The organism is Solwaraspora sp. WMMD1047, from assembly GCF_029626155.1.
Lineage (GTDB): Bacteria > Actinomycetota > Actinomycetes > Mycobacteriales > Micromonosporaceae > WMMD1047.
The window spans coordinates 8,038,944-8,059,476 of record NZ_JARUBL010000001.1; the positions used below are offsets into that span (position 1 = coordinate 8,038,944).

Genomic DNA, 20,533 nt, shown 5'->3' on the forward strand with positions numbered 1-20,533 from the left:
GGATATGCGGGAGACCGCAGTCCAGGGTGAGGTGGGGCCGGGGCCACCTGGCCCGACGGTCGCCCGTGTCACACGGCTCACTCTTCGGATGGCTGGCTCTGACCCTGTTAGGGGTGGTCGGTTATCCATTGCAGCACCTCCTTGATGACGGCCCATTGTCTTCGCGCCAGATCGTCAGCCTGCGGCCCGCTCATATACTCGATGTCTACAGTGACCTCTAAAGACACTCGGGATTCCCGGAGGCTGCGAGACTTGTGAGGCGCTCTGGTAGAGCCAAGACCCGCCCAATGACCACGGTCCAGGGCTGACGGCTCATTTCCATCATACCCGTCGTTCGCGTTGTCATCGCCTGTTTCGTCGGCCATTTCACACGGATTATCAATCCCGCTATTCGATTTCCGAACAGATGGATGCCCAGATTCGTCGGCAAGCTCGTGTTGTTTCTCCCCAGGACGCCATTCCCTGTCCTTGCTGCTCGCGGAGGCTGCAAGGGGTTGCGGGTGGCGGTCCGTTTTCATTTTCGTGGCTTGCCTGATGTTCTGGTCGCGGGGGTCGGTCGGCTGAGGTTCGTCAGTCATGGGCTCCCTGGTTTCCGCAGGGACCATCGGTTGTTCGCGGGAGGGTTGACGACGTCAGGATTGGCGAGCGGCGCATAGTGATACCTCCTGGGTTATCCGGAAACGTGGAATGCCCGTCGAGCGCTCGACGGGCATCCACGTTTCTACTTTGATTGTCGGGGATTGAGAGGATGTCCGTTGGGCCGTCCTTGGTCGTTGTTGACGGGCGTGCGGAGAGCGGCCCCACAGAAGCGCCAGCCTTTGCTTCCAGTGCTAGCCGGGAGCGCTCATGCCGCGGCGTTTAGGTCCGCGTGCACCGACAGACGCGCCGTGATGCGTCAAGATCCACGGCCCATGTTAGAGGCGTTCGTCGATCGTTCAAGCCTCGCCGAAGTGGGGTGGATCGCGTAACGCCGTCGTTTTCGATTACCGATCGGCCGAGGCGCGCTCGCGGATCGCACTAGAACAGTGCGGTCGATCTCCTCGTCTCGGCGGACGGTGGAGTGCTTTCCTCCGCGTTGAGTACAGCGGCAGCCTGGTTCGTCGGGCGAGTTCAGCCTTCCGAGAACTACGGTTCTAAAGAATCGATTCGTCGACGTTGAGAACCGACGTGCGCACCCTGATGTCCCGTTCAGTCGAGTGGGTGAGGTGACAATTTCGTTTTCCGGGTTTTTTCTCGTTCTTGGCGTATCTGTTCGAGCGTGGCGGTGTCGGATGCGAGGTCCGAGTGGCCGATTTGGCGGTCGAGATCGATGACGAGTTCGAGCTGGCTGATTGCCCTGTCGAGATTTCCCTCCGCCCGGTGGATCGTCGCGATGTTGTACCGGGTGGTGGCTTCGCCGGCGCGGTCGCCGACCTCCCGCTGGATGGGCAGGGCCTGGTGGTAGTAGGTCAGGGCCTGCTGCCGGTCCCCGAGCCCGTCGTACACGTGGCCGATGTTGTTGAGGGTGGCGGCTTCGCCGGCGCGGTCGCCGACCTCCCGCTGGATGGGCAGGGCCTGGTGGTAGTAGGTCAGGGCCTGCTGCCGGTCCCCGAGCCCGTCGTACACGTTGCCAATGTTGGTGAGGGTGGCGGCTTCGCGGGCGCGGTCGCCGAGCTCCCGCAGGGTGGGCAGGGCCTGGTGGTAGTAGGTCAGGGCCTGCTGCCGATCCCCGAGCCCGTCGTACACGTGGCCGATGTTGTTGAGGGTGGTGGCTTCGCCGGCGCGGTCGCCGACCTCCCGTCGGATGGGCAGGGCCTGCTGGTAGTAGGTCAGGGCCTGCTGCCGATCCCCGAGCCCGTCGTACACGGCGCCGATGTTGTTGAGGGTGGTGGCTTCGCCGGCGCGGTCGCCGACCTCCCGCTGGATGGGCAGGGCCTGCTGGTAGTAGGTCAGGGCCTGCTGCCGGTCCCCGAGCCCGTTGTACACGAGGCCGATGTTGTTGAGGGTGGTGGCTTCGCCGGCGCGGTCGCCGACCTCCCGCTGGATAGAGATTGCCTGCTGGTAGTAGGTCAGGGCCTGCTGCCGATCCCCGAGCCGGTCGTACACGGCGCCGATGTTGTTGAGGGTGGCGGCTTCGCCGGCGCGGTCGCCGACCTCCCGCCGGATGGGCAGGGCCTGGTGGTAGTAGGTCAGGGCCTGCTGCCGATCCCCGAGCCGGTCATACACGGCGCCGATGTTGGAGAGGGTGGCTGCTTCGCCGCCGCGATCTCTGGCCTCGCGGTACAGGTGCAGGGCCTGCTCGTAGCTGGCCAGGGCCTGCCGGGGTTGGCCTGTGGAGGATTGGGCCCACCCCAGATCATAGAAAGCGCCGGCGTCCGGGCCGAGAGTCAACGTCGCGTTCGCGAGGACCGCGATATCGGCGAACCGGGACCGGCTCAGCCACACCCTCGCCACCTGTCTCCCGACATCCCGGGCGATCACCGCCTCCCGGCCCGCCACCGCCAGCCGGTGCACCTCCACCCATTGAGCGATAGTCATCATGACGCGGGCTTCGGGCTGGTGGGGTCGGTGAGCCAGAGTTTGTGGAGGGATCGCGCGGCGGCGGCGCAGGCGTGGGTGTATTCGTCGTCGGTGAGTAGGGGGCGGATGAGGGGGCGTAGGACGTTGGAGACGTAGTAGCGGGGTTTGTGGGTTTCGGGGTCGGTGCCTTGTTCGATCAGGCCGAGTTGGACGGCGCGTTCGAGGTGGCCGGCGGCGTTGGGGTGGTTGTGGACGGCTTTGACGGTCTGCGCGGGGATGGGTAGTTCGACGAGGTTGATCTTGGCGAGCATCTTTTGCAGGTCGGGGGTTTGGGAGCTGAGGAGGTTCTTCGCGAGGATGGTTTCGCGGCGGAATCGGTCGGCTTCGTTTTCGATGGCGGTGATGAGGCCATCGATGTCGAGGCTGGTGTCTGCGACGATTAGGTCGAGCCAGTCGAGGAGGCGGGGGTTGCCGGCCGAGGCCGCGATGGCGCGATTTCGTATGTCGGGGTCGATGGGGGAACTGGGGCGCAGGTTCGGCAGGTTCCAGATTTTCTTGGTCTGTTCGACGTCGGTGAGGGTTTCCAGTGACTCGACGGCGACGGTGGTCGCGGCGGGTGGGGGGAATCGGTAGCGGCTGGTGATGATGACCCGGCTGGAGCTGCCGGTGTCGCGGATGGCGGTGAGTAGCGCCGGGAGGATGTCGGCCATCTCTGCGGAGAGCACATGGGTGCCGTCGCGTTCGTCGAGGTTGCCTTCCTCGAAGTCGTCGAACACGAACAGGCACGGGGTCTGCCCGAGGGGTCCGTCGACGTGGAGCAGATGACGCAGGCGGACCAGGAGGGGGGCTTGGTCGTTGTCGAGCAGTTTGGTTGCCTCGATGTGCTGCTCCATGGCGGGGAAGGTGATCTTGGTGGTGAGTTCCCGGAACCGGGTCAGGTCGACGCGGCCGTACCAGACGGCACGCTGGTGGGTGGGCATGCGTTCCAGTAGCCGGGAGCCGAGGCTGCTCTTGCCGAGGCCACCCATGCCGTGCAGGACAAGGGCCTGCACCGTGCCATGGCTGCCGGGGGGTTGTTTGAGGGTGTGTAGGCAGCGTTGGATGACGCGCCGTCGTCCGACGAAGGTGGCGCGGGCGGCGACCCGGGACAGTTGGGTCTGCGGGTCCAGGAATTCCTGGTCGGCTGGCCGGATGTGGATACGTGCGCGTCCCTTGGTGTGCAGGGGCGTGACCATGGCGGCGAGTGGGGATCGGTCGGCGTAGACGCGTAGCAGGTGCCAGTTGCCGTGCTTGCGCTGGTACAGGTGTCGGCGGGCTTCGACAATGGCCCGGTCGAGGGACACCCCATCAGCCAGCGACCGGTACAGCTCGGCGGCGAACTCGGTCGCGGAGACATCGCCGACCGGCAGCGCCCACCCCAACACGGCGGGGGCCCCGGCGCGGACCAGGCTTTCGCTCATCGAGGGGAACGACCCGGCGTCGGGGGCGTTGCCGGTGAGGCACCCGGAGACGAAGACCAGGCGGGGCCAGTACCCGGCCATCGCTTGGGCGATCTGGTCAGCGGTGGCGTAGGCACGCCCACCGAACTCGTCCTCCACCAGGAAGACAGGTTGGCCGTTCCGGCTGATGGTGGCGTGTCCGCTCAGATGCAGCACGTCGAAGTATCCCGCGCCGTGGTCGCGGCTGAGGAAGCGAAGCCCGTCCAGGGTGCCGCTTTCCTCGACCACCAGGTCGGTGCCGGTTCGGGAGGTAGCAGCCAGGATGGCCGCCTCCTCCGCCTCGTAGTTGAGCACGGGCTCGACGCCCTCCGGGGACGTGGCCATGAACAACACCCGCAGCGGCCGGTTCCCGACCGTGACCGGAGCCTTGAGGGCCGTGTTGGTGCCAACAGTCCGCACCGGTAGCAGCGGCGCGTGGCCGGCCACGGTCAGATACGAGCCGTCTGCGGCGAGCAGCTCCCAGGGCAGGTGCCGTAGCCGTCCCGCGGTCGTGATCCGCAGCGTCGTGCCATGAGGGCGGTCCAAGACCGGGGTCAGCCACCGGTCATCACCGTCGAGGAAGGTAGCCAGACTTGTACCGAGATCGCGTAGCTGCGGTGAACCGAACACCTCCGGAGCGACCGCATGCTGGCCATAGTCGCGTTCCACCATCCCGATCAGGTCCCCGACAGCCGCCTTGACCACACCCCGGGTCTTCGGCCGACCCTCACCGGTCGACAGGCGCAGTTCGGCGTAGTCGGGAGTCTGCTCGAAGATCTCCAACTCAACCGTCTTCAACTCACCCACAATGGTCTCCACCCTCATCGTTGCCACAGTCCGACCTGCTGGAAACGATCTCCGGTCGTCCCCGGGCCGACGTCGAACACATCGGGTCGAGTTCGGTCGCCGGGCAGGATTGTGATGCTGACGTCTCGCGGGCGATGGGAACGTCGCCCACCCTAGACCGTCCTGGCCGAGCCGACCCCGGCGGGAACTTGCCCGATGACAGCGATCGCAATTTCTCCGGGAATGCTGTGCCTCGATAGGTGATACGTTATCGCCGGGCTCGGCGTTCGCGGCTACGTGGCGCACGGTTCCGCCGCTCGGCGCGTCGTCCCGTCATGAAACCTCAAGGACGGCACTGTCCACATCTATCCTCCCCTCGTTCGCTCGAGCTCGATGAGGAACGCTCGCATCTGCTCCAGCGCCGGATGGCTCGTCTGCTCAGCCAAAGCGACCGCACGCCGCTGGAACTCCACCGCATCGTCCACCCGCTCCATCCGCGTCAGCAGAACAGCCATATTGAACCTGGCCAAGGCCTCCGATCCGCGATCACCGACGACGCGAAAGACATCAAGAACCTCATCGAGGGTGTCCTTCGCACCAGCGAAATCACCCTGCTGGAACCGGACGGCGCCGATGTTGTTGAGGGTGGTGGCTTCGCCGCCGCGGTCGCCGACCTCCCGTCGGATGGGCAGGGCCTGCTGGTAGTAGGTCAGGGCCTGCCGCCGGTCCCCGAGCCCGTTGTACACGTGGCCGATGTTGTTGAGGGTGGCGGCTTCGCCGGCGCGGTCGCCGACCTCCCGTCGGATGGGCAGGGCCTGGTGGTAGTAGGTCAGGGCCTGCCGCCGATCCCCGAGCCCGTCGTACACGTTGCCAATGTTGTTGAGGGTGGTGGCTTCGCCGGCGCGGTCGCCGACCTCCCGGGTGATGGGCAGGGCCTGCTGGTAGTAGGTCAGGGCCTGCTGCCGGTCCCCGAGCCCGTCGTACACGTGGCCGATGTTGTTGAGGGTGGCGGCTTCGCCGGCGCGGTCGCCGACCTCCCGCTGGATGGGCAGGGCCTGGTGGTAGTAGGTCAGGGCCTGCTGCCGGTCCCCGAGCCCGTCGTACACGTTGCCAATGTTGGTGAGGGTGGCGGCTTCGCGGGCGCGGTCGCCGAGCTCCCGCAGGGTGGGCAGGGCCTGGTGGTAGTAGGTCAGGGCCTGCTGCCGATCCCCGAGCCCGTCGTACACGTGGCCGATGTTGTTGAGGGTGGTGGCTTCGCCGGCGCGGTCGCCGACCTCCCGTCGGATGGGCAGGGCCTGCTGGTAGTAGGTCAGGGCCTGCTGCCGATCCCCGAGCCCGTCGTACACGGCGCCGATGTTGTTGAGGGTGGTGGCTTCGCCGGCGCGGTCGCCGACCTCCCGCTGGATGGGCAGGGCCTGCTGGTAGTAGGTCAGGGCCTGCTGCCGGTCCCCGAGCCCGTTGTACACGAGGCCGATGTTGGAGAGGGTGGCTGCTTCGTAGCCGCGATGTCCGGCCTCGCGGTACAGGTGCAGGGCCTGCTCGAAGCTCGCTAAGGCCGGCTGGGGTTGGCCGGTGGCGGTTTGGGCCCACCCCAGCCGATAGAAGGCGTCGGCGTCCGGGCCGAGAGTCAACGTCGCGTTCGCGAGAGCCGCGACATCGGCAAACCGTGACCTACTCAGCCACACCCTCGCCACCCGTCTCCCGACATCCCGGGCGATCACCGCCTCCCGACCCGCCACCGCCAGCCGATGCACCTCCACCCACTGAGCGACTGTCGCAGCCGACCTTTTGCGAACCAGAGACTTCGGCTTCCCGGCCTGCCCGCTGCCGGCCGCCGAGCTTGGACCATCCGCCAATCCGACACCTTCCCTGCCTCGGCTTCGAGAGCCCAGACCACCGGCCATCGCCCGGTCAATACCGGACACCCTCGACACCGGCCAGCACGATACGGCTGACAACCGATCTGATAGTTCGGACCGACCATGATCTGACACCAAGGGATCCACCACTCCACGCCGGATGGTGGCCCGCTGTAGCCACTCCTCTGTGCACTACAGGTCCATTCCCGGCCCGGCCTGGAATTCAGGAACATCGGGTGCCATCTGGTTGTGGTTGTTGGTCGGCAGCGTCAGCGTGGCCTGACCCGGTTCGCACCCCTCGGCGCGGACCTACTGCCGCGCCGGTCTTCGAGCGGCTTGCCAACGAACCTCACGCAAGACCCAGCTAGTGGGCAGCGCCAGGTCCGGTCGCCCGGGTTGCGAGCTCGTGGGTCTTGGCTGTCGGAGGTAACGGCTGTTCCATTCCTTAGGACCGGCGGGGTCAACTGGCTCTCATCGACGTACACACACGCGCCCGAGGGGCCACGCCGGATCCCGCAGCCGTGTACATCTGGGCCCCCCGGATCTCGCCAACGTAGCCACACCTCTGAAGGCAGGGAGGTGGATGGTCAGGTGGGCGATGTGCGGTCGAGTAGGCGCCGGATTTCCTGGGTGGCTTTGGGGAAGGCTGTGCGGAGGGTTCGAGTGGTGGCTGTGACCGTCCACCAGGTGAGGGTGAGGAGGTAGCCGGTGATGAAGATGGAGCTGGTGGGATAGGTGAACAGGAGGGCGTAGCCGATGGCGAGTAGAGGCGCGGTGATGGTTCGGGTGAGCGTGTGAGTGGTGACGGTGAGGACGGTGGCAACGGCGACGGCTGCGGCTCCGATGCTGCCGATGGTGATGGGGAAGGGGGTGAGGTCGGCGGGTGGGGTGAGGGTGACTGCGGATCGCATGAGGAGGATGCCGGTGGTGGCGATGGCTACGGGTAGGGCGTGGGGTCGGATGCGGCGTAGCCATTGGGGTAGGTCGGTGGTGGGGATGCGGGGGGCGGTGATGGCGATGGTGAGGGCGCAAAGGGTGAGGGGTAGTGCGGGCAGAAGGGACCAGTTGAGGTAACGGTTGAGGTCGAGGCCGAACGCGGTGCCGGTGGCGAGTCCGTAGAGGGCGGCGGTGGTGGTGCCGGTGAGGGCGGCGGTGAGGTAGGCGCGGCGGATGAGGGTGCCGGTGGTGTTCTCGTATCCGGTTGGTGGTGGGTGGGTGAGCCAGGTGGTGGGGGCGAGGTGGGCGATGGTGAGGGCGGTGAGCATGGCGAGGATGCCTGCGGCGGCGAGCTGGTGTACGGAGGTGTAGGCGGCGAGGATGGTGCCGTAAGGCTGGTAGGTGTCGGCGGTGGTGATGGTCTGGATGAGTAGGGCGAGGGAGCAGGCGCCGGTGACGGCGGCGGCGGTGAGGTGGCTGGGGCGTAACCGGACCCGGGGCAGCGGGGTGCCCCCGGCGGTGGGGTTGTTGGTGAGGTGGAGGGCGCCGTCGGTGGTGGCGTGGGGGTCGTGGACGACGGTGGCGGGTCGGGCGGTGGCCTGTTGGAGGTGATCGGTGACGGCCGGCAGGGTGGGGTCGTGGTGGACGATGACGTCGTACAGGTGGGTGGGGTCGATGTCGGTGGCGTCGAGGAGGTGACTGACGGCGGCGGGGATCTGGTCGAGGACGGGCTTGGTGGCGGTGGCGAGGTCGTGTTGGGTGAGTACAGCGGGTGGGTGTGGTTCGGGCAGGAGGACGGCGGTCCGGTCGTGGGTGGTCAGGGTGTGGCGGGCCTGGTGGAGGGATTGGGTCAGGGTCCACCGCAGTCGTTGGTCTTCCAGGGTGTTCGGGTGGGTGAGGCGGTGTCGAAGGTCGGGGTCGTCGTCGAGGTGGGTGTTGGTGAGGTGATGCAGGAGCAGGGTGTCGGGGTCGATGTCGGGGTTGACGCTGGTGGTGGCGAGTTCGTGGTAGCCGTTGGGGGTGGTTTGCAGGACCGTGAGGGTGATGGGGTGGGTGGTGGCGTGGCAGATCAGCATGTAGGCGCCGTGGGGTGGCGGCTGGGTGCGGTGGGTGGTGACGTGGGCGGCGATGGCGGCGGGGGCGGTGACGAGGGCGGGTGGGGGTAGTCCGGCTTGGGTGGCGGCGGTGTGGAGGTGGTCGCGGCGGCGGGGTCCCCAGGACGGCGGGATGCTGAGCGTCAGCGCGGTGATCGGCGCCCCGGCGGCGTGGGCCTGGGCGGCGATGTGGGTGAGGACCGCTGCGGCGGCGCCGGCCGGATCGACGCTGTCGGTGGGGTGGGTGAAGGGGTGGGTGAGGTAGCGGTCGGGCCGGTTGACGGCGGCGGCGTGGGCGGCGGGTCCGGTGTGGAGGTGCCCGGTGTCGGGGTCGGCGTAGACGCCGGCGGGCATGAGGGGGTGGCAGTCGATGAGCAGGGGGGTCCGGTGTTGCCCGTGGCCTAGGGTCGCGGTGATCGCTGACGCGGCGAGGTCGATGCAGAGGTGTCCGGGGCCTCCTGGCATGAGGGGCAGTCTGCGGCAGTCGGGATCCGGATGGTCAACTCCGTATCGGCGGGGTGGTCCTTTCTGCGCGGATGGTGAGAAACGTTCTGGTCGGGGGTGTACCGGGTTGGCGGCGTTCGGGTATTGAGGAGAGTTCGCGCTGGGCTCCGTGGGGGAGGAAGCGATGCCGAAGGACTCGCCGTCGTCGCGGAAGGTCGCCGAGTACGGGCAGCGGCCCACCGTGTACGCCGCGCCGGCCAGCTCGGTTGCGGTATCGCCTCGCCGTCTGTCTGGTGTGGTCGGCTCGTTGGCAGGTCTGGTGGTTTTCCTGGTGGGTCCGCCGGTGGGGTTGTGGTGGGTGGCGGGTAATCCGGTGGACTTGTTGCCGTCGTGGGGTCAGGTCCTGCGGCTGTTCGACCAGGTCGACGGCCGGCTGAACGCACAGACGCTGACTGCGGTCGCGGTCTGGGCCGGCTGGGTGCTGTGGACGTTGTTGGTGCTGCTGTTGGTGGCGCAGGTCGTCGCGGTGGTCGCCCGGCGCCGGTTGCCGTTGCCGGGATTGCCGGCGCCGCTGCATCGTTTGGTGGTCGGGCTGGCCGGGTCGGCTGCCATCGCCGTGACTGCCGCCGGCCGGCCCGACCCGACGCCGCCGGGGCAGGTGCGGGTCCCGGCGCAGGCCGCGGCGCCGGTGCAGGAGTCGATTGTGGTGCCGGGACCGGCGACGGTGCACGTCGGAGCGACCAGCTACTCGTACACGGTTCGCCGAGATGACACGCTGTCGAAGATCGCCGACGTCTGGCTGGGGGATGCGAACCGGTGGCCGGAGATCTGCGCGTTGAACCGGCACCGCCACTTCCCCTCCGTCGGTGGTGTCCTGCGCGACTGCGACCTCATCTACCCCGGCTGGGACTTGCACCTACCGGCGGATGCCACCCCACCACCGCAGGCCCGGCAACGACCGGCCGCACCGCCCGACAACCCGCCGCCCCCGGCCGCCGGACCCGACCCGGGTGAAGACTCTGACCAAGATCCCGACGGCGTGGTCGAGCCGCCGGCCGCCGCTCCACCCGCCAACGCACCAGCATCGCCATCGCCGGACGCGCCGTCAGAAGCCGCGGATCCGAGTTCCCCCGAGGCTGACCCACCAGGGCCGGTGGCCGACGACGATGGGGTGCGGCTGGCCGACGGCAGCTTCGTCACGTGGGCGCTGGCCGCCGCGATCACCGCCGCCGCCGCGCTGGTGTGGCTGCAACGCCGCCGCCGGCACCAACCCCACGCGACCGGCACGGCCGGGGTGCGGGCGTTGCCGGGGCCGGTCCCGGACCTGCAACGGATGGTCACCGCCCATCCGGATCTGCCGGTGCCGGCCGATGCCGGTGACCGCGCCGCCGCCGTCCCCGCCCAGCAGACACCGCCGCCAGGCGGCCTCGCCATGACCGGCCCCGGAGCACCGGGTGCGGTCCGGGCGCTGATGGTGGCCACCCTCGCCTCCGGCGGCCCCCGCCGCCCCGACGTACGCGGCGAGGTCATCATCGACCGGGCCACCCTCACCGCCCTCCTACCCGCCGCCGACGTCGAGGCCTCACCGCGGCTGCGGATCACCGCCAGCCTCGACGACTCCCTCACCGAGATCGACGTCCGGCTGCTGCACCGCAGCCGCGTCCTGCATGAGCACGGCCTCGCCGACCTGGACACCCTGCGCGAACGCGTCCCCGCCGAGGAACCCTTCCCGCCAGTGCTGCTGATCAGCATGCCGCCTCCACCTGGCAACGACGCCCGCCTGCGGGCCGTCCTCGACCTCGGCGCCACCATGGACATCACCGGGCTGTTCCTCGGCGATGGGCAACCCGGCGCGACCGTCACGGTCGCCGCCGACGGAACCACCCAACCCACCGCCGTGTTCTCCGGACCGGTGTCGGTGATCACGGAAACGGCGGCGGTCGCGATCCTGACGACACTGCGTGAGGCCCACACCGGGCAACCACCCACCAGCGGCCAGGACGAGCCGCACCAACCCGCCATCGTCCCTGCCGCAGCACCGCCCAACGACCCCGTCGAGACGCCAGTTGCGGAGGAGGCGGCCACACCGGCCGGCCCTGACCCGGTGACCCGGCAGCCGCCGAAGGCGCAGCTGCGGGTCCTCGGCCCGCCACGGGTGGAGAACATCACCCTGCCGGGACGGCCGCTGCGCCGCAAGGCCGCCGAGATGGCGGTCTACCTGGCCTGCCACCCCGACGGGGCCGACACCCGCACGATCGGCGAGCACCTCTCACCGGATGTCCGGCTCCGCCAGGCAGACCAGCAGGTCCACACCAACGCCTCCAACCTGCGCCACGTCCTCGGACGCGCCGCCGGCCCCCGCCCCGGCGGCCACCTCCTCAAACACGGCACCACCGCCCGGTACCGGCTCGACCCGGCGACGGTATCGGTCGACCTGTGGCACCTGCGCGACCTGCTCACCCAGGCGCGGATCGCCCCCACCGCCACCCGCGCCCGACTGCTCCGCGAGGCGTGCGACCTCTACACCGCACCCCTGGCCGATGGGTACGACTACGACTGGATCGAACCCCACCGGGAGCAAGCCCGCCAATGGGCCACCGAAGCCCACCTCCTCCTCGCCGAAGACCTCCTCCCCCACGAGCCGCAGACCGCCTCGGACCTGCTCGACAAGGCCATCGGTCAGGACCCGTACCACGAACAGCTCTACCGCACCGCGATGCGCGCCCGCCACGCCCTCAACGACCCCGACGGCATCCGTACCCTGCTGCGCGCCCTCACCCGGGCCCTCGCCGACCTCGACGCCGAACCCGAGCCGGCCACCATCGCCCTCGCCGACCAACTCGCCACCCAGCTACGTCAGTGACGCGCGCAGGACCCCGCCCGGCGACGGAGCATCCCTGGTCCGTCACCGAGCAGCGTGACCACCAGATGGGAGGCCGGCTCTACCAGCCGGCCCGGCGCTCTCCGGACGGAATCCAGGTCGCGACGCGAATGGCAGCCGGCGATGGCTGCTGCGGCAGACGCCGCAACAGCTTCTCCGCGTCGACCAGCGGACCCGACGACAGCTGCTCCACCTGCTTGCGCCGCCGATTCGAACTGGCGAGCAATTGCTGCCGCCGCGGCACGTTTCCGGTACGAGGCCGGACCGGGTAACGGCCGTCGTTGGACCGCGTCGACCCAGCGGACGGCTCCGGCCGGGCGGCCTGAAGCTGCGCCCGCGCCAAAGCCAGCTCCTTCTCCAGCACCGCGACGCGGGCCCGGAGCCGGTCAATGATCGCCTGCATGGCCGACAGGGGATCCCCTCCACGGTTCGGGGCAGGACCGGCGTCTGCCGGGTCGCGCGGCGCGGGCACGCCGGTAGGGGCCGGTTCTCCCCGGGCGGATTGGTAGAGAACGGCAAACGCGGCCTGGGTCCGCTGACGCCGGTCCTCGGGTACGACGTAGCGGACCACGAGCATCGCCGTCTTCCATGGCGGCCCCTTGGACTCCACCGTGAAGTGCCGCGACAGCTCCTTGCGGATCCTGTCGCGTCCCCGGTTGCTGGAGGCGGAACAGCGGTGCAACAGGCGCGCGAACCGGCTCCAGGTGTCGACAGCCCCAATGTCCGGGTGGCGCTCTACCTCCTCACGGACGGCGAGGAGGTAGGCCGCGACGGCGCCGGAGCCGTACCGCGCCAAGCACTGCGCCCGGATCGTTTCCGCAGGTACAAGGCGATGCCTTTCCGCACCACCCGATCCAGGAGTTAACGACGACTCATCGTCGGCGGTCATGTCGGTCCTTCCAAGAGCTACATGACAGTCGGCAGAGGGATAGAGACCGGCGAGCAGATGCCAGCTGCCCCACCGGATCTGTCATTCTCGACCGACACAGCCGCCGTCGTGGCCAAACCGACGGATCTTCCGACACATGTTGGCTGGGTTGTCCTGGCCGGGTTGTACCCGTGCCCTGACCGCCGTCCCGACCTCACGTCGCACCTCGACCAACCCTGACCAGGGCGGTACCACACTCTGGTCAGCCTGGCCGGGATCAATCGGGTGGCTACCCGGCCATGAAACTGACCAGGCCCCTTGGCGCCAACCCGCATCCATGTTGAAGTGTGACGCGTCCCCCAAGGGACCGAATCACGGATTCATTCATCCCTCGTTCTACACACCCGGTGGAAATTCCACCGGCAACCGTTGTTCCTCGCCTTGACCGCGAGGGTGCCCTTTATGGAGACGGATATGGCATGTGATCAAACGCGGCCCGCACCAGGCCGTGTGCGAACAGCGCGGCTGCTATGCGCGGTGTCGCTGCTGACCGACGGAGGTACCGTCATGGCCGTGATCGTGGGTCGAGAGGACGCCGCCGCGTGCGCCGGCGCCCTCTCGACCGCACTCCGGTCCGCCGCGCTGCTCTTGGAAGGACCGACGCGGCGGTAACCGGATGGGGGCTGACGTGCGGGGCCAGGCCGACCGGCCCGGTCCCGCCGTCACGCCAGCATCAACGTAACGGCAACGAGGCCAACAAACCACACCGCCCACGCGAACCGCACCATCAGCCATTCGATCACCTGAGTGGACCAGACCAAACCGGCGTAGGTACTACCCGATACGAGTGAGCGACAGACAGACAGTACGTCTATTTGCGGTCAAAATGATGTATGCGGGCTGATGGATCATATCGAACAGTTCTCCCAGAGCGCAGATGCCTTCCGTCGAGGCTGATTTCGACCACGACGTAGACGGGCCGGTTCGCGACCTGCCCTTGGCTGGCTTCGTTCGCGAGATTGGGCGCCAGCTGTTCGCGACGTTCGGCGCTACGTTGCCGGCGCCGCGTGCCGAGACGTTCATGAGAACCGGCGCCTCTTGTGGATCTTGCCCGCCGGTGGCGCCGGCGGTAGCTTCGGAGCGCGTTCACTCTCCGTGCAGTCAATCATGAACCGAGCCGGGTGCGTGTGTGCGGAGCCGATGACAGGACATCCCCCTACGCGCGTCGAGATACTCCCAGGTGCAAGTTTATTAAGGCGAGCAGCTCCACAAGTGCGGGCGACGGCTTCCCGGACAGCGTTGCGTCAGACTCAAGCGGCGCTGCGATCCTGCACGCCGCCGCCACTCTTTCCTCGATGTACCGGATAACGTGCTGCTGTCGCGTAGCGGTCAGTCGAGGTCCAGGGCAAGGCGTTGATCGCTACGTTCCGGATGAGAGTTCACTATCACCTCGCGGGCCGGGAAGCCTCGTTGTGTGGTTTTCGGGGACCGGATTGTGGAGGTTCGCTCGGACTGGGTCGGGTTGCGGCTGTTCCGAGACGTGTTGCGGCGCCGGTTGCGTCGGTGTCGGGGGTGGATGGTGTGGTCCATGATGGCGGTATGACGCGTGGCGCCGGGATCAGGTGGCTGGGCTGGCTGGTAGCTGGGCTGCTGGCGGTGGTTGCCGGGGTGTGGGTGTTGGCGGGCCGGTTGACGGCGGATCAGTTGGGTACGGCTGATCAGGTGGCCAGTGTGGTGGCCGCCGTGGTGGCGGTGGGGGGTGTGCCGCTGGCGGTGTACGGGGGGGTCCTGGCCCGGCGTGCGCTGGCGTCGGCGGGTCCGCCGCAGGCCGCCGACGGTGGCCTGGTTCAGAAGGTCCGCGCTGGCCGTGACGCGACCGTGGTCGGCCGGGACATGACGATCGGCCAGGGCAAGAGCCGGGGCCGGCGGGGTTGCGGGCAAGCGGGTGACGATCGGGTCGAGAGGCAGGATGTGCGGGCCGACCGGGACGCGACCGTGGTCGGCCGGGATCTGCATGTCGAGGAGGGGCGGGACCGACGGTGACCGCTTTGCCCGGGTTGCCGGGCGATGTGGTGGTCGGCGGACGTCGTCAAGATGTCGTTGCCGGGCGGGACGCGTACGTGATCCGCCGGGACCTGATCATCAACCAGACGGGTGTGCCGCCGTTCACGGTGGACAGGTTCGTGGACCTGCCGGCGGCCGGACTGGGAGAGCTGACCGAATCGCGGGGGCAGCCGAGCAGGTTGCTGACCGCGCGACGTCAGGCGATCGTGTTCACTGGCCGTACCGGTGAGCTGGACGCACTGCGGCGTTGGCGGGACGATCCGGCCGTGCGCCGGGTGTGGGCGTGGCATGGCCCGGGTGGGCAGGGTAAGACCCGTCTCGCGCAGGAGTGGGGCCGGCTGAGCGCTGCGGCGGGGTGGCGGGTCGCGGTGGCCGGGCATCACGACGCGGCTCCGCCGGAGGAGGACGCGAAACCGTTGGGCACGCCGTGGCGGTGGTTGCCGGCCGGACGTCGGGGGCTGCTGCTGCTGGTCGACTATGCGGAACGGTGGCCTGTGCACGACCTGCTGCGGCTGCTGGCCGACTGCCGGACCCGGGCGCCGAAGGTGCGGGTCCTGCTGCTGGCCCGCTCGGTTGACTGGTGGCCCACGATCACCGCCGAACTGCCCCGGCTCGGCTACACCGCTGGCACCTCTGACGGTGAGCCGCGGCTGCTGGCGGCGTTGGCCGGCGACGGGCCGGGCCGGCGTGTGCTGTTCGAAGCGGCCTGTCAGCGGTTCGCCGAGATCTATCAGCCCGACAGGCCCGCGCGTGGCTGGCCGGGCCGGTGGGAGCCGCCCGGTGACCTGGGTGACGACCGGGTGTACGGGACCACCCTGGGTATCCACATGATGGCGCTGGCCACCGTCGACGCCTGCACCCGGCAGACCGTCCCGCCGGGTTCAGCCGGTGACGTGACCCGCTACCTGCTGGACCGTGAACGCGCCTACTGGGCGCGGCTGCACGGCAGCGTCCCGGACACCGTGACCGCGGCGGCGCGCACGGTGTTGCTGGCCTGCCTGGCCGGGCCCCAGTCCCGCGATGACGGGATCCGGTTGCTGACCCGCACCAGGCTGGCCGACGAGGTGGCGGGGCAGAGGCTGCTCGACGCCCACGACCGCTGCTACCCGCCACCGGGTACCGGCACGGTGCTGGAACCGATGTATCCGGACCGGCTCGCCGAGGACTTCATCGCGTTGAGCCTGCCCGCCAGCCCTGCCGGGGGACCGGTCACTGCCAGCGAGCACGCCGACTCCTGGACGGCGGCCACACTGCTGACCGCCCACCGTACTGCGGACGACACTTTCGCCTACACGCCCGGCCCGCTGACCTCCCGTCCCGACGGGCAGAAACCCCCGGCCCACGCCGCCCGGATCCTGATCTTCCTGGCCGCCGCGGCCGGCCGGCACCCGCACGTGCACGGCTGGTTGCACACCCTGCTGACCACCGACCCGGCCCTGGCGGTCCACGCCGGCGGGACCGCCCTGACCGCCGTCGCCGCCTATACCAGCCCCGCCCTCGCCGAAACCATCCACGCACTGCTGCCAGAACGCTCCCTGGACCTCGCCCCCGCCGCCGCCGTCCTGGCCCAGCACCTGTACGACCACACCGACGGCAGCGACGAACAACTCGCCCGACACTCGTGCACCCTCGCCATCCGACTCGCGAACACCGGCCGACGCGAGCAGGCCCTGGCACCGGCCGAGGAAGCTACCGGCATCTACCGCCGGCTGGCGAAGGTGAACCCCGACGCCTACCTGCCCGACCTCGCCGCGTCGTTGAACAACCTCGGCATGATCCTGTCCGTGCTGGGCCGGCGGGAGCAGGCCCTGGCACCGGCCGAGGAATCCACCGGCATCTACCGCCGGCTGGCGAAGGTGAACCCCGACGCCCACCTGCCCAACCTCGCCGCGTCGTTGCACAACCTCGGCATGATCCTGTCCGTGCTGGGGCGGCGGGAGCAGGCCCTGGCACCGGCCGAGGAAGCCGTTACCATCCGCCGCCGGCTGGCCGAGGCCAACCCCGACGCCCACCTGCCCAACCTCGCCACGTCGTTGAACAACCTCGGCAACCGCCTGTCCGAGCTGGGGCGCCGCGAGCAGGCCCTGGCACCGGCCGAGGAAGCCACCGGCATCTACCGCCGGCTGACGAAGGTGAACCCCGACGCCCACCTGCCCAACCTCGCCACGTCGTTGAACAACCTCGGCATGATCCTGTCCGAGCTGGGCCGGCGGGAGCAGGCCCTGGCCCCGGCCGAGGAATCCACCGGCATCTACCGCCGGCTGGCGAAGGTGAGCCCCGACGCCTACCTGCCCGGCCTCGCCATGTCGTTGAACAACCTCGGCAACTGTCTGTCCGGGCTGGGGCGGCGGGAGCAGGCCCTGGCCCCGGCCGAGGAAGCCGTTACCATCCGCCGCCGGCTGGCCGAGGCCAACCCCGACGCCTACCTGCCCGACCTCGCCATGTCGTTGAACAACCTCGGCAACCGCCTGTCCGAGCTGGGGCGGCGGGAGCAGGCCCTGGCACCGGCCGAGGAAGCCACCGGCATCTACCGCCGGCTGGCGAAGGTGAACCCCGACGCCCACCTGCCCGACCTGGCCATGTCGTTGCACAACCTCGGCAACTGTCTGTCCGGGCTGGGCCGGCGGGAGCAGGCCCTGGCACCGGCCGAGGAAGCCACCGGCATCTACCGCCGGCTGGCGAAGGTGAACCCCGACGCCCACCTGCCCGACCTCGCCATGTCGTTGAACAACCTCGGCATGATCCTGTCCGTGCTGGGCCGGCGGGAGCAGGCCCTGGCACCGGCCGAGGAATCCACCGGCATCTACCGCCGGCTGGCGAAGGTGAACCCCGACGCCTACCTGCCCGACCTCGCCGCGTCGTTGAACAACCTCGGCATGATCCTGTCCGTGCTGGGGCGGCGGGAGCAGGCCCTGGCGCCGGCCGAGGAATCCACCGGCATCTACCGCCGGCTGGCGAAGGTGAGCCCCGACGCCTACCTGCCCGACCTCGCCATGTCGTTGTGGGCGTACGGGTGGGTCTGCGTGAACGCGAAAACCAACTACGCCGAGGCTCTGGAATCGATCACCGAGGCGATCAGCCTCTATGAGCCGCTCGTACGCCAGCTGCCGCAGATGTTCGCCGGACAGATGTTCTCGGCCTATCGAACCCTGGCGGACGTGCTCGACGGTCTTGGTCGTACAGAGGAGGCCACCGAGTTGCGCCAACAACTCAACAAGACAGCCGGTGGTGGGCCAGAAACGCAATGACGGTTGGGGTTCAGGGAGGACCCGGCGGGTCGCAGCGTACATAATTATGGGTCTTGTGTCGTTTGTGTGGGTGGTTTGCTAGATCATCATCTGGGGAGTTTGGGTTGGTGGCCGCCGAGGCTGAGCATTGCTAGGGCGATGAGGGCGTCGGCGCTGTGGTAGCCGAAGGCGATCCGGGTGATGAGGCGGATTTTGGCGTTGACGGATTCGATGCGGCCGTTGGACAGGCCGTGTTCGATGGAGGCGATGATGGCGTCGCGGTGTCGTATGACGCGGCGTTGTAGGTCGATGAAGGTGTCGATGCGGCTGCGGCGGGCCCATCCGATCCATTTGTCGAGGGCTTCGACGGCGTCGGTGTGGCTGGTTCTGGCCAGGGTGAACACCAGGCGTAGGCCTTCTTTCAACGCCCAGGCCCGGTAGAGGCGGGGGTGGGTCTTGGCGATCCAGTCGAGCTTGGCTCGCTGGTTCTCGGTGAGGTTCTCCGGGTTCTTCCACAGTGCCCAGCGGGTGTTCTTCAGCTTCCGGGCTTCGCCGACCGCGACACCGCGGCGGCCGGCCCCTCGGCCGGTGGCCTGGTTCCACACCTGTCGGCGGACCTGATCGACAGCGTCAGCCGCCCAGGCCACGACATGGAACGGGTCGGCGCAGCGGACCGCGTTCGGGCAGCGGCGACGCACGACCGTGGTGATCCAGTCGGCGCCGTCGGCGGACACGTGTGTGATCTTGGCGGCCCGGTCGGGGCCGAGTAGGTCGAAGAAGGTGTCCAACGTGGCGGCGCTCTTGCCCTGCGCCGCCCACACCAGCCGGCCGGTGTCGTGATCGACCACGACCGTCAGATAACGGTGGCCCTTCTTATAGCTGACCTCATCGATACCGATCCGACGCAACCCCGCGAACCGGTCGACGAGCCCGCCGGTGTCGGCCCATACCCGGGCCACGATCGCACCGACGGTGCGCCACCCGATCCGCATCAACCGCGACACCGCCGACTTCGCCGTGTGCACCGCCAACCACGCCACCGTCGCGTCGAACGCCCGGGTATGCCCGGCACCGTGACGCGCCCACGGCACCGCCGCGACCACCACCCCATGGACCGCACACGACACCCGCGGCGCCTGCGCCTCGACCTCAGCCCGCAACACACCCAGATCCAACGCCCGCCACCGCCGCCGCGTCCCCGCGTCATAACGCGGACACCGCCGGCCACAATGCGGACACCGCTGCCGGGCGCCCTTACGCACCCGTACCCGCACCACCACCAACGCCTCGCCAGCGTCGAACTCGACGCCCTCCACCACCGCCTGCTCGACCCCCACCACACCAGCCCATATCATGGCAGAACGCATGCCGTTGCTCCGTCTCCGAGTTCTCGCACTTCACCGGTCGAGAACTCCAACGGGACAACGGCATGCGCCGTCACCACCCCACCAAACACCCACTAAACCGACACAAGACCCATAATTATGCATAACCCTCGGCGACAGCGACGCACGGATCTGCCGCGAACCGATCGCTACGTAGCGTAGCCACGCTGCCGCTGGGTGAGCCGTGCGGTCGTGCCGATGTTAGGGCGTCGCCTACAGGCGTTCATCGTGGTGGGCCGGTTACCGCCTGGCCGATCAGGAAAGGAACGGGCGCTCCGAAAGGCGACGCTTATCTGCGGGCGGTGATGCCGGTCAGGAAGATGTCCACTCCGGCGAGGAACTGCTCACGGTCGTCATGTTCGTGCAGTTGCGAGGCCGCGTCCTGCACGATCGGGTCCGGGTCGTGTTGCGCCCATTGTGCCGCCAGAGTCTCCAGGTATGCCTTGCGATCCGCGTCGCTGGTCACTCGCCGGGCACCGGTGGCGTATTGTGCTGCCGCGCCGAGGACGTAGTTGACCAACGCTGATCCGGCGTCCGCCCTGGCCGGCCCGGGCACGCCGAGGCGCTGCAGCTGTGACCCGACACACTTCCAGATCCGGAAGACGGCGGGTTGCCATGGTTCGCGGGAGAGCTGGGTCCCGACCCACGGGTGCGCGTCGATCGCGTCGAAGATCCCGAGCGCGAGAGCACGGATGGCCTGCTCGGGGTCTTGGTCGTCGTCGGCTCCCGCCGTTACCCGTCCCACGACGTCGTCCGCAGCCGCGGCGAGCAGGTCCTCCTTGTTGGCGATGTGGTGATAGATCGCGCCGCGGCCGGTTGACAGGTGAGCCGTCAGCGCGCGGACCGTCAGACCCGCCTGTCCCGTCGCGTCGAGCACCTCGATGGTCGCCTCGATGATGCGGTCCCGGGACAGCGCATCGCTGCGTCTGGTGTTTCGCGGCGTGGGGATGGTCACGTACACCATCTTGACACGGTTGGACCAGCGGTCCAATCTTGGAGTTGGACCGACGGT

11 protein-coding genes are annotated in these 20,533 nt (G+C 68.7%); 3 read left to right on the forward strand and 8 right to left on the reverse strand.

The annotated features are described in order from the left end of the window. Nucleotides 1-107 precede the first annotated feature (107 nt). The 5 genes from O7627_RS36600 to O7627_RS36620 all read right to left on the reverse strand — a co-directional run bounded on the left by O7627_RS36600 (nt 108) and on the right by O7627_RS36620 (nt 9,117). Nucleotides 108-578 (reverse strand): hypothetical protein, encoded by a 471-nt coding sequence (locus O7627_RS36600; RefSeq protein ID WP_278098007.1) that lies wholly within the window; start codon nt 576-578, stop codon nt 108-110. A gap of 610 nt (nt 579-1,188) precedes the next feature. Then, nucleotides 1,189-2,520, reverse strand: coding sequence for a tetratricopeptide repeat protein (locus tag O7627_RS36605; protein ID WP_278098008.1), 1,332 nt, complete (start codon nt 2,518-2,520; stop codon nt 1,189-1,191). Next, on the reverse strand, nt 2,517-4,802 hold the full coding sequence (locus tag O7627_RS36610) for a CHAT domain-containing protein (protein WP_278098009.1): 2,286 nt from the start codon (nt 4,800-4,802) through the stop codon (nt 2,517-2,519). The genes O7627_RS36605 and O7627_RS36610 overlap by 4 nt, the downstream gene beginning before the upstream one ends. A gap of 326 nt (nt 4,803-5,128) precedes the next feature. Further along, a complete protein-coding gene (locus tag O7627_RS36615; RefSeq protein ID WP_278098010.1) occupies nt 5,129-6,667 on the reverse strand; it encodes a tetratricopeptide repeat protein in 1,539 nt (512 codons plus the stop codon). Nucleotides 6,668-7,209: 542 nt separating this feature from the next. Then, nucleotides 7,210-9,117 (reverse strand): hypothetical protein, encoded by a 1,908-nt coding sequence (locus O7627_RS36620; protein ID WP_278098011.1) that lies wholly within the window; start codon nt 9,115-9,117, stop codon nt 7,210-7,212. A gap of 163 nt (nt 9,118-9,280) precedes the next feature. Here O7627_RS36620 and O7627_RS36625 point away from each other — a divergent pair, with 163 nt between their 5' ends. Continuing rightward, on the forward strand, nt 9,281-11,959 hold the full coding sequence (locus O7627_RS36625) for a BTAD domain-containing putative transcriptional regulator (RefSeq protein WP_278098012.1): 2,679 nt from the start codon (nt 9,281-9,283) through the stop codon (nt 11,957-11,959). Between the two features lie 79 nt (nt 11,960-12,038). Here the strand turns inward: O7627_RS36625 and O7627_RS36630 are convergent, their stop codons facing one another. After that, nucleotides 12,039-12,866 (reverse strand): hypothetical protein, encoded by an 828-nt coding sequence (locus O7627_RS36630; protein WP_278098013.1) that lies wholly within the window; start codon nt 12,864-12,866, stop codon nt 12,039-12,041. A 1,578-nt stretch (nt 12,867-14,444) separates the two neighbouring features. On the opposite strand from O7627_RS36630, the gene O7627_RS36635 reads away from it, so the two are divergent. After that, the gene (locus O7627_RS36635; protein WP_278098014.1) at nt 14,445-14,888 is read left to right on the forward strand and encodes a hypothetical protein; all 444 of its coding nucleotides are present in this window, start codon (nt 14,445-14,447) and stop codon (nt 14,886-14,888) included. After that, nucleotides 14,885-18,157 carry a tetratricopeptide repeat protein gene (locus tag O7627_RS36640; RefSeq protein WP_278098015.1) on the forward strand — a complete coding sequence of 1,091 codons (3,273 nt, stop codon included), beginning with the start codon at nt 14,885-14,887 and terminating at the stop codon, nt 18,155-18,157. The genes O7627_RS36635 and O7627_RS36640 overlap by 4 nt, the downstream gene beginning before the upstream one ends. 86 nt (nt 18,158-18,243) lie before the next feature. Here O7627_RS36640 and O7627_RS36645 read toward each other — a convergent pair whose 3' ends face one another. Together O7627_RS36645 and O7627_RS36650 are read right to left on the reverse strand one after the other, a co-directional pair. Then, complete coding sequence (locus O7627_RS36645) at nt 18,244-19,503, reverse strand: ISL3 family transposase (RefSeq protein ID WP_278098016.1); 1,260 nt, start codon at nt 19,501-19,503, stop codon at nt 18,244-18,246. Nucleotides 19,504-19,810: 307 nt separating this feature from the next. Beyond that, nucleotides 19,811-20,512 (reverse strand): TetR/AcrR family transcriptional regulator, encoded by a 702-nt coding sequence (locus O7627_RS36650; RefSeq protein ID WP_278098017.1) that lies wholly within the window; start codon nt 20,510-20,512, stop codon nt 19,811-19,813. Nucleotides 20,513-20,533: the final 21 nt, after the last annotated feature.

Excerpts from the sequence above, each read along its gene's own strand:
- O7627_RS36605 (WP_278098008.1), bottom strand. The coding sequence starts at position 2,520 with ATGATGACTATCGCTCAATGGGTGGAGGTGCACCGGCTGGCGGTGGCG.
- O7627_RS36610 (WP_278098009.1), bottom strand. The coding sequence starts at position 4,802 with ATGAGGGTGGAGACCATTGTGGGTGAGTTGAAGACGGTTGAGTTGGAG.
- O7627_RS36630 (WP_278098013.1), bottom strand. The coding sequence starts at position 12,866 with ATGACCGCCGACGATGAGTCGTCGTTAACTCCTGGATCGGGTGGTGCG.
- O7627_RS36620 (WP_278098011.1), bottom strand. The coding sequence starts at position 9,117 with ATGCCAGGAGGCCCCGGACACCTCTGCATCGACCTCGCCGCGTCAGCG.
- O7627_RS36615 (WP_278098010.1), bottom strand. The coding sequence starts at position 6,667 with ATGGCCGGTGGTCTGGGCTCTCGAAGCCGAGGCAGGGAAGGTGTCGGA.
- O7627_RS36625 (WP_278098012.1), top strand. The coding sequence starts at position 9,281 with ATGCCGAAGGACTCGCCGTCGTCGCGGAAGGTCGCCGAGTACGGGCAG.
- O7627_RS36600 (WP_278098007.1), bottom strand. The coding sequence starts at position 578 with ATGACTGACGAACCTCAGCCGACCGACCCCCGCGACCAGAACATCAGG.
- O7627_RS36645 (WP_278098016.1), bottom strand. The coding sequence starts at position 19,503 with ATGCGTTCTGCCATGATATGGGCTGGTGTGGTGGGGGTCGAGCAGGCG.
- O7627_RS36635 (WP_278098014.1), top strand. The coding sequence starts at position 14,445 with ATGACGCGTGGCGCCGGGATCAGGTGGCTGGGCTGGCTGGTAGCTGGG.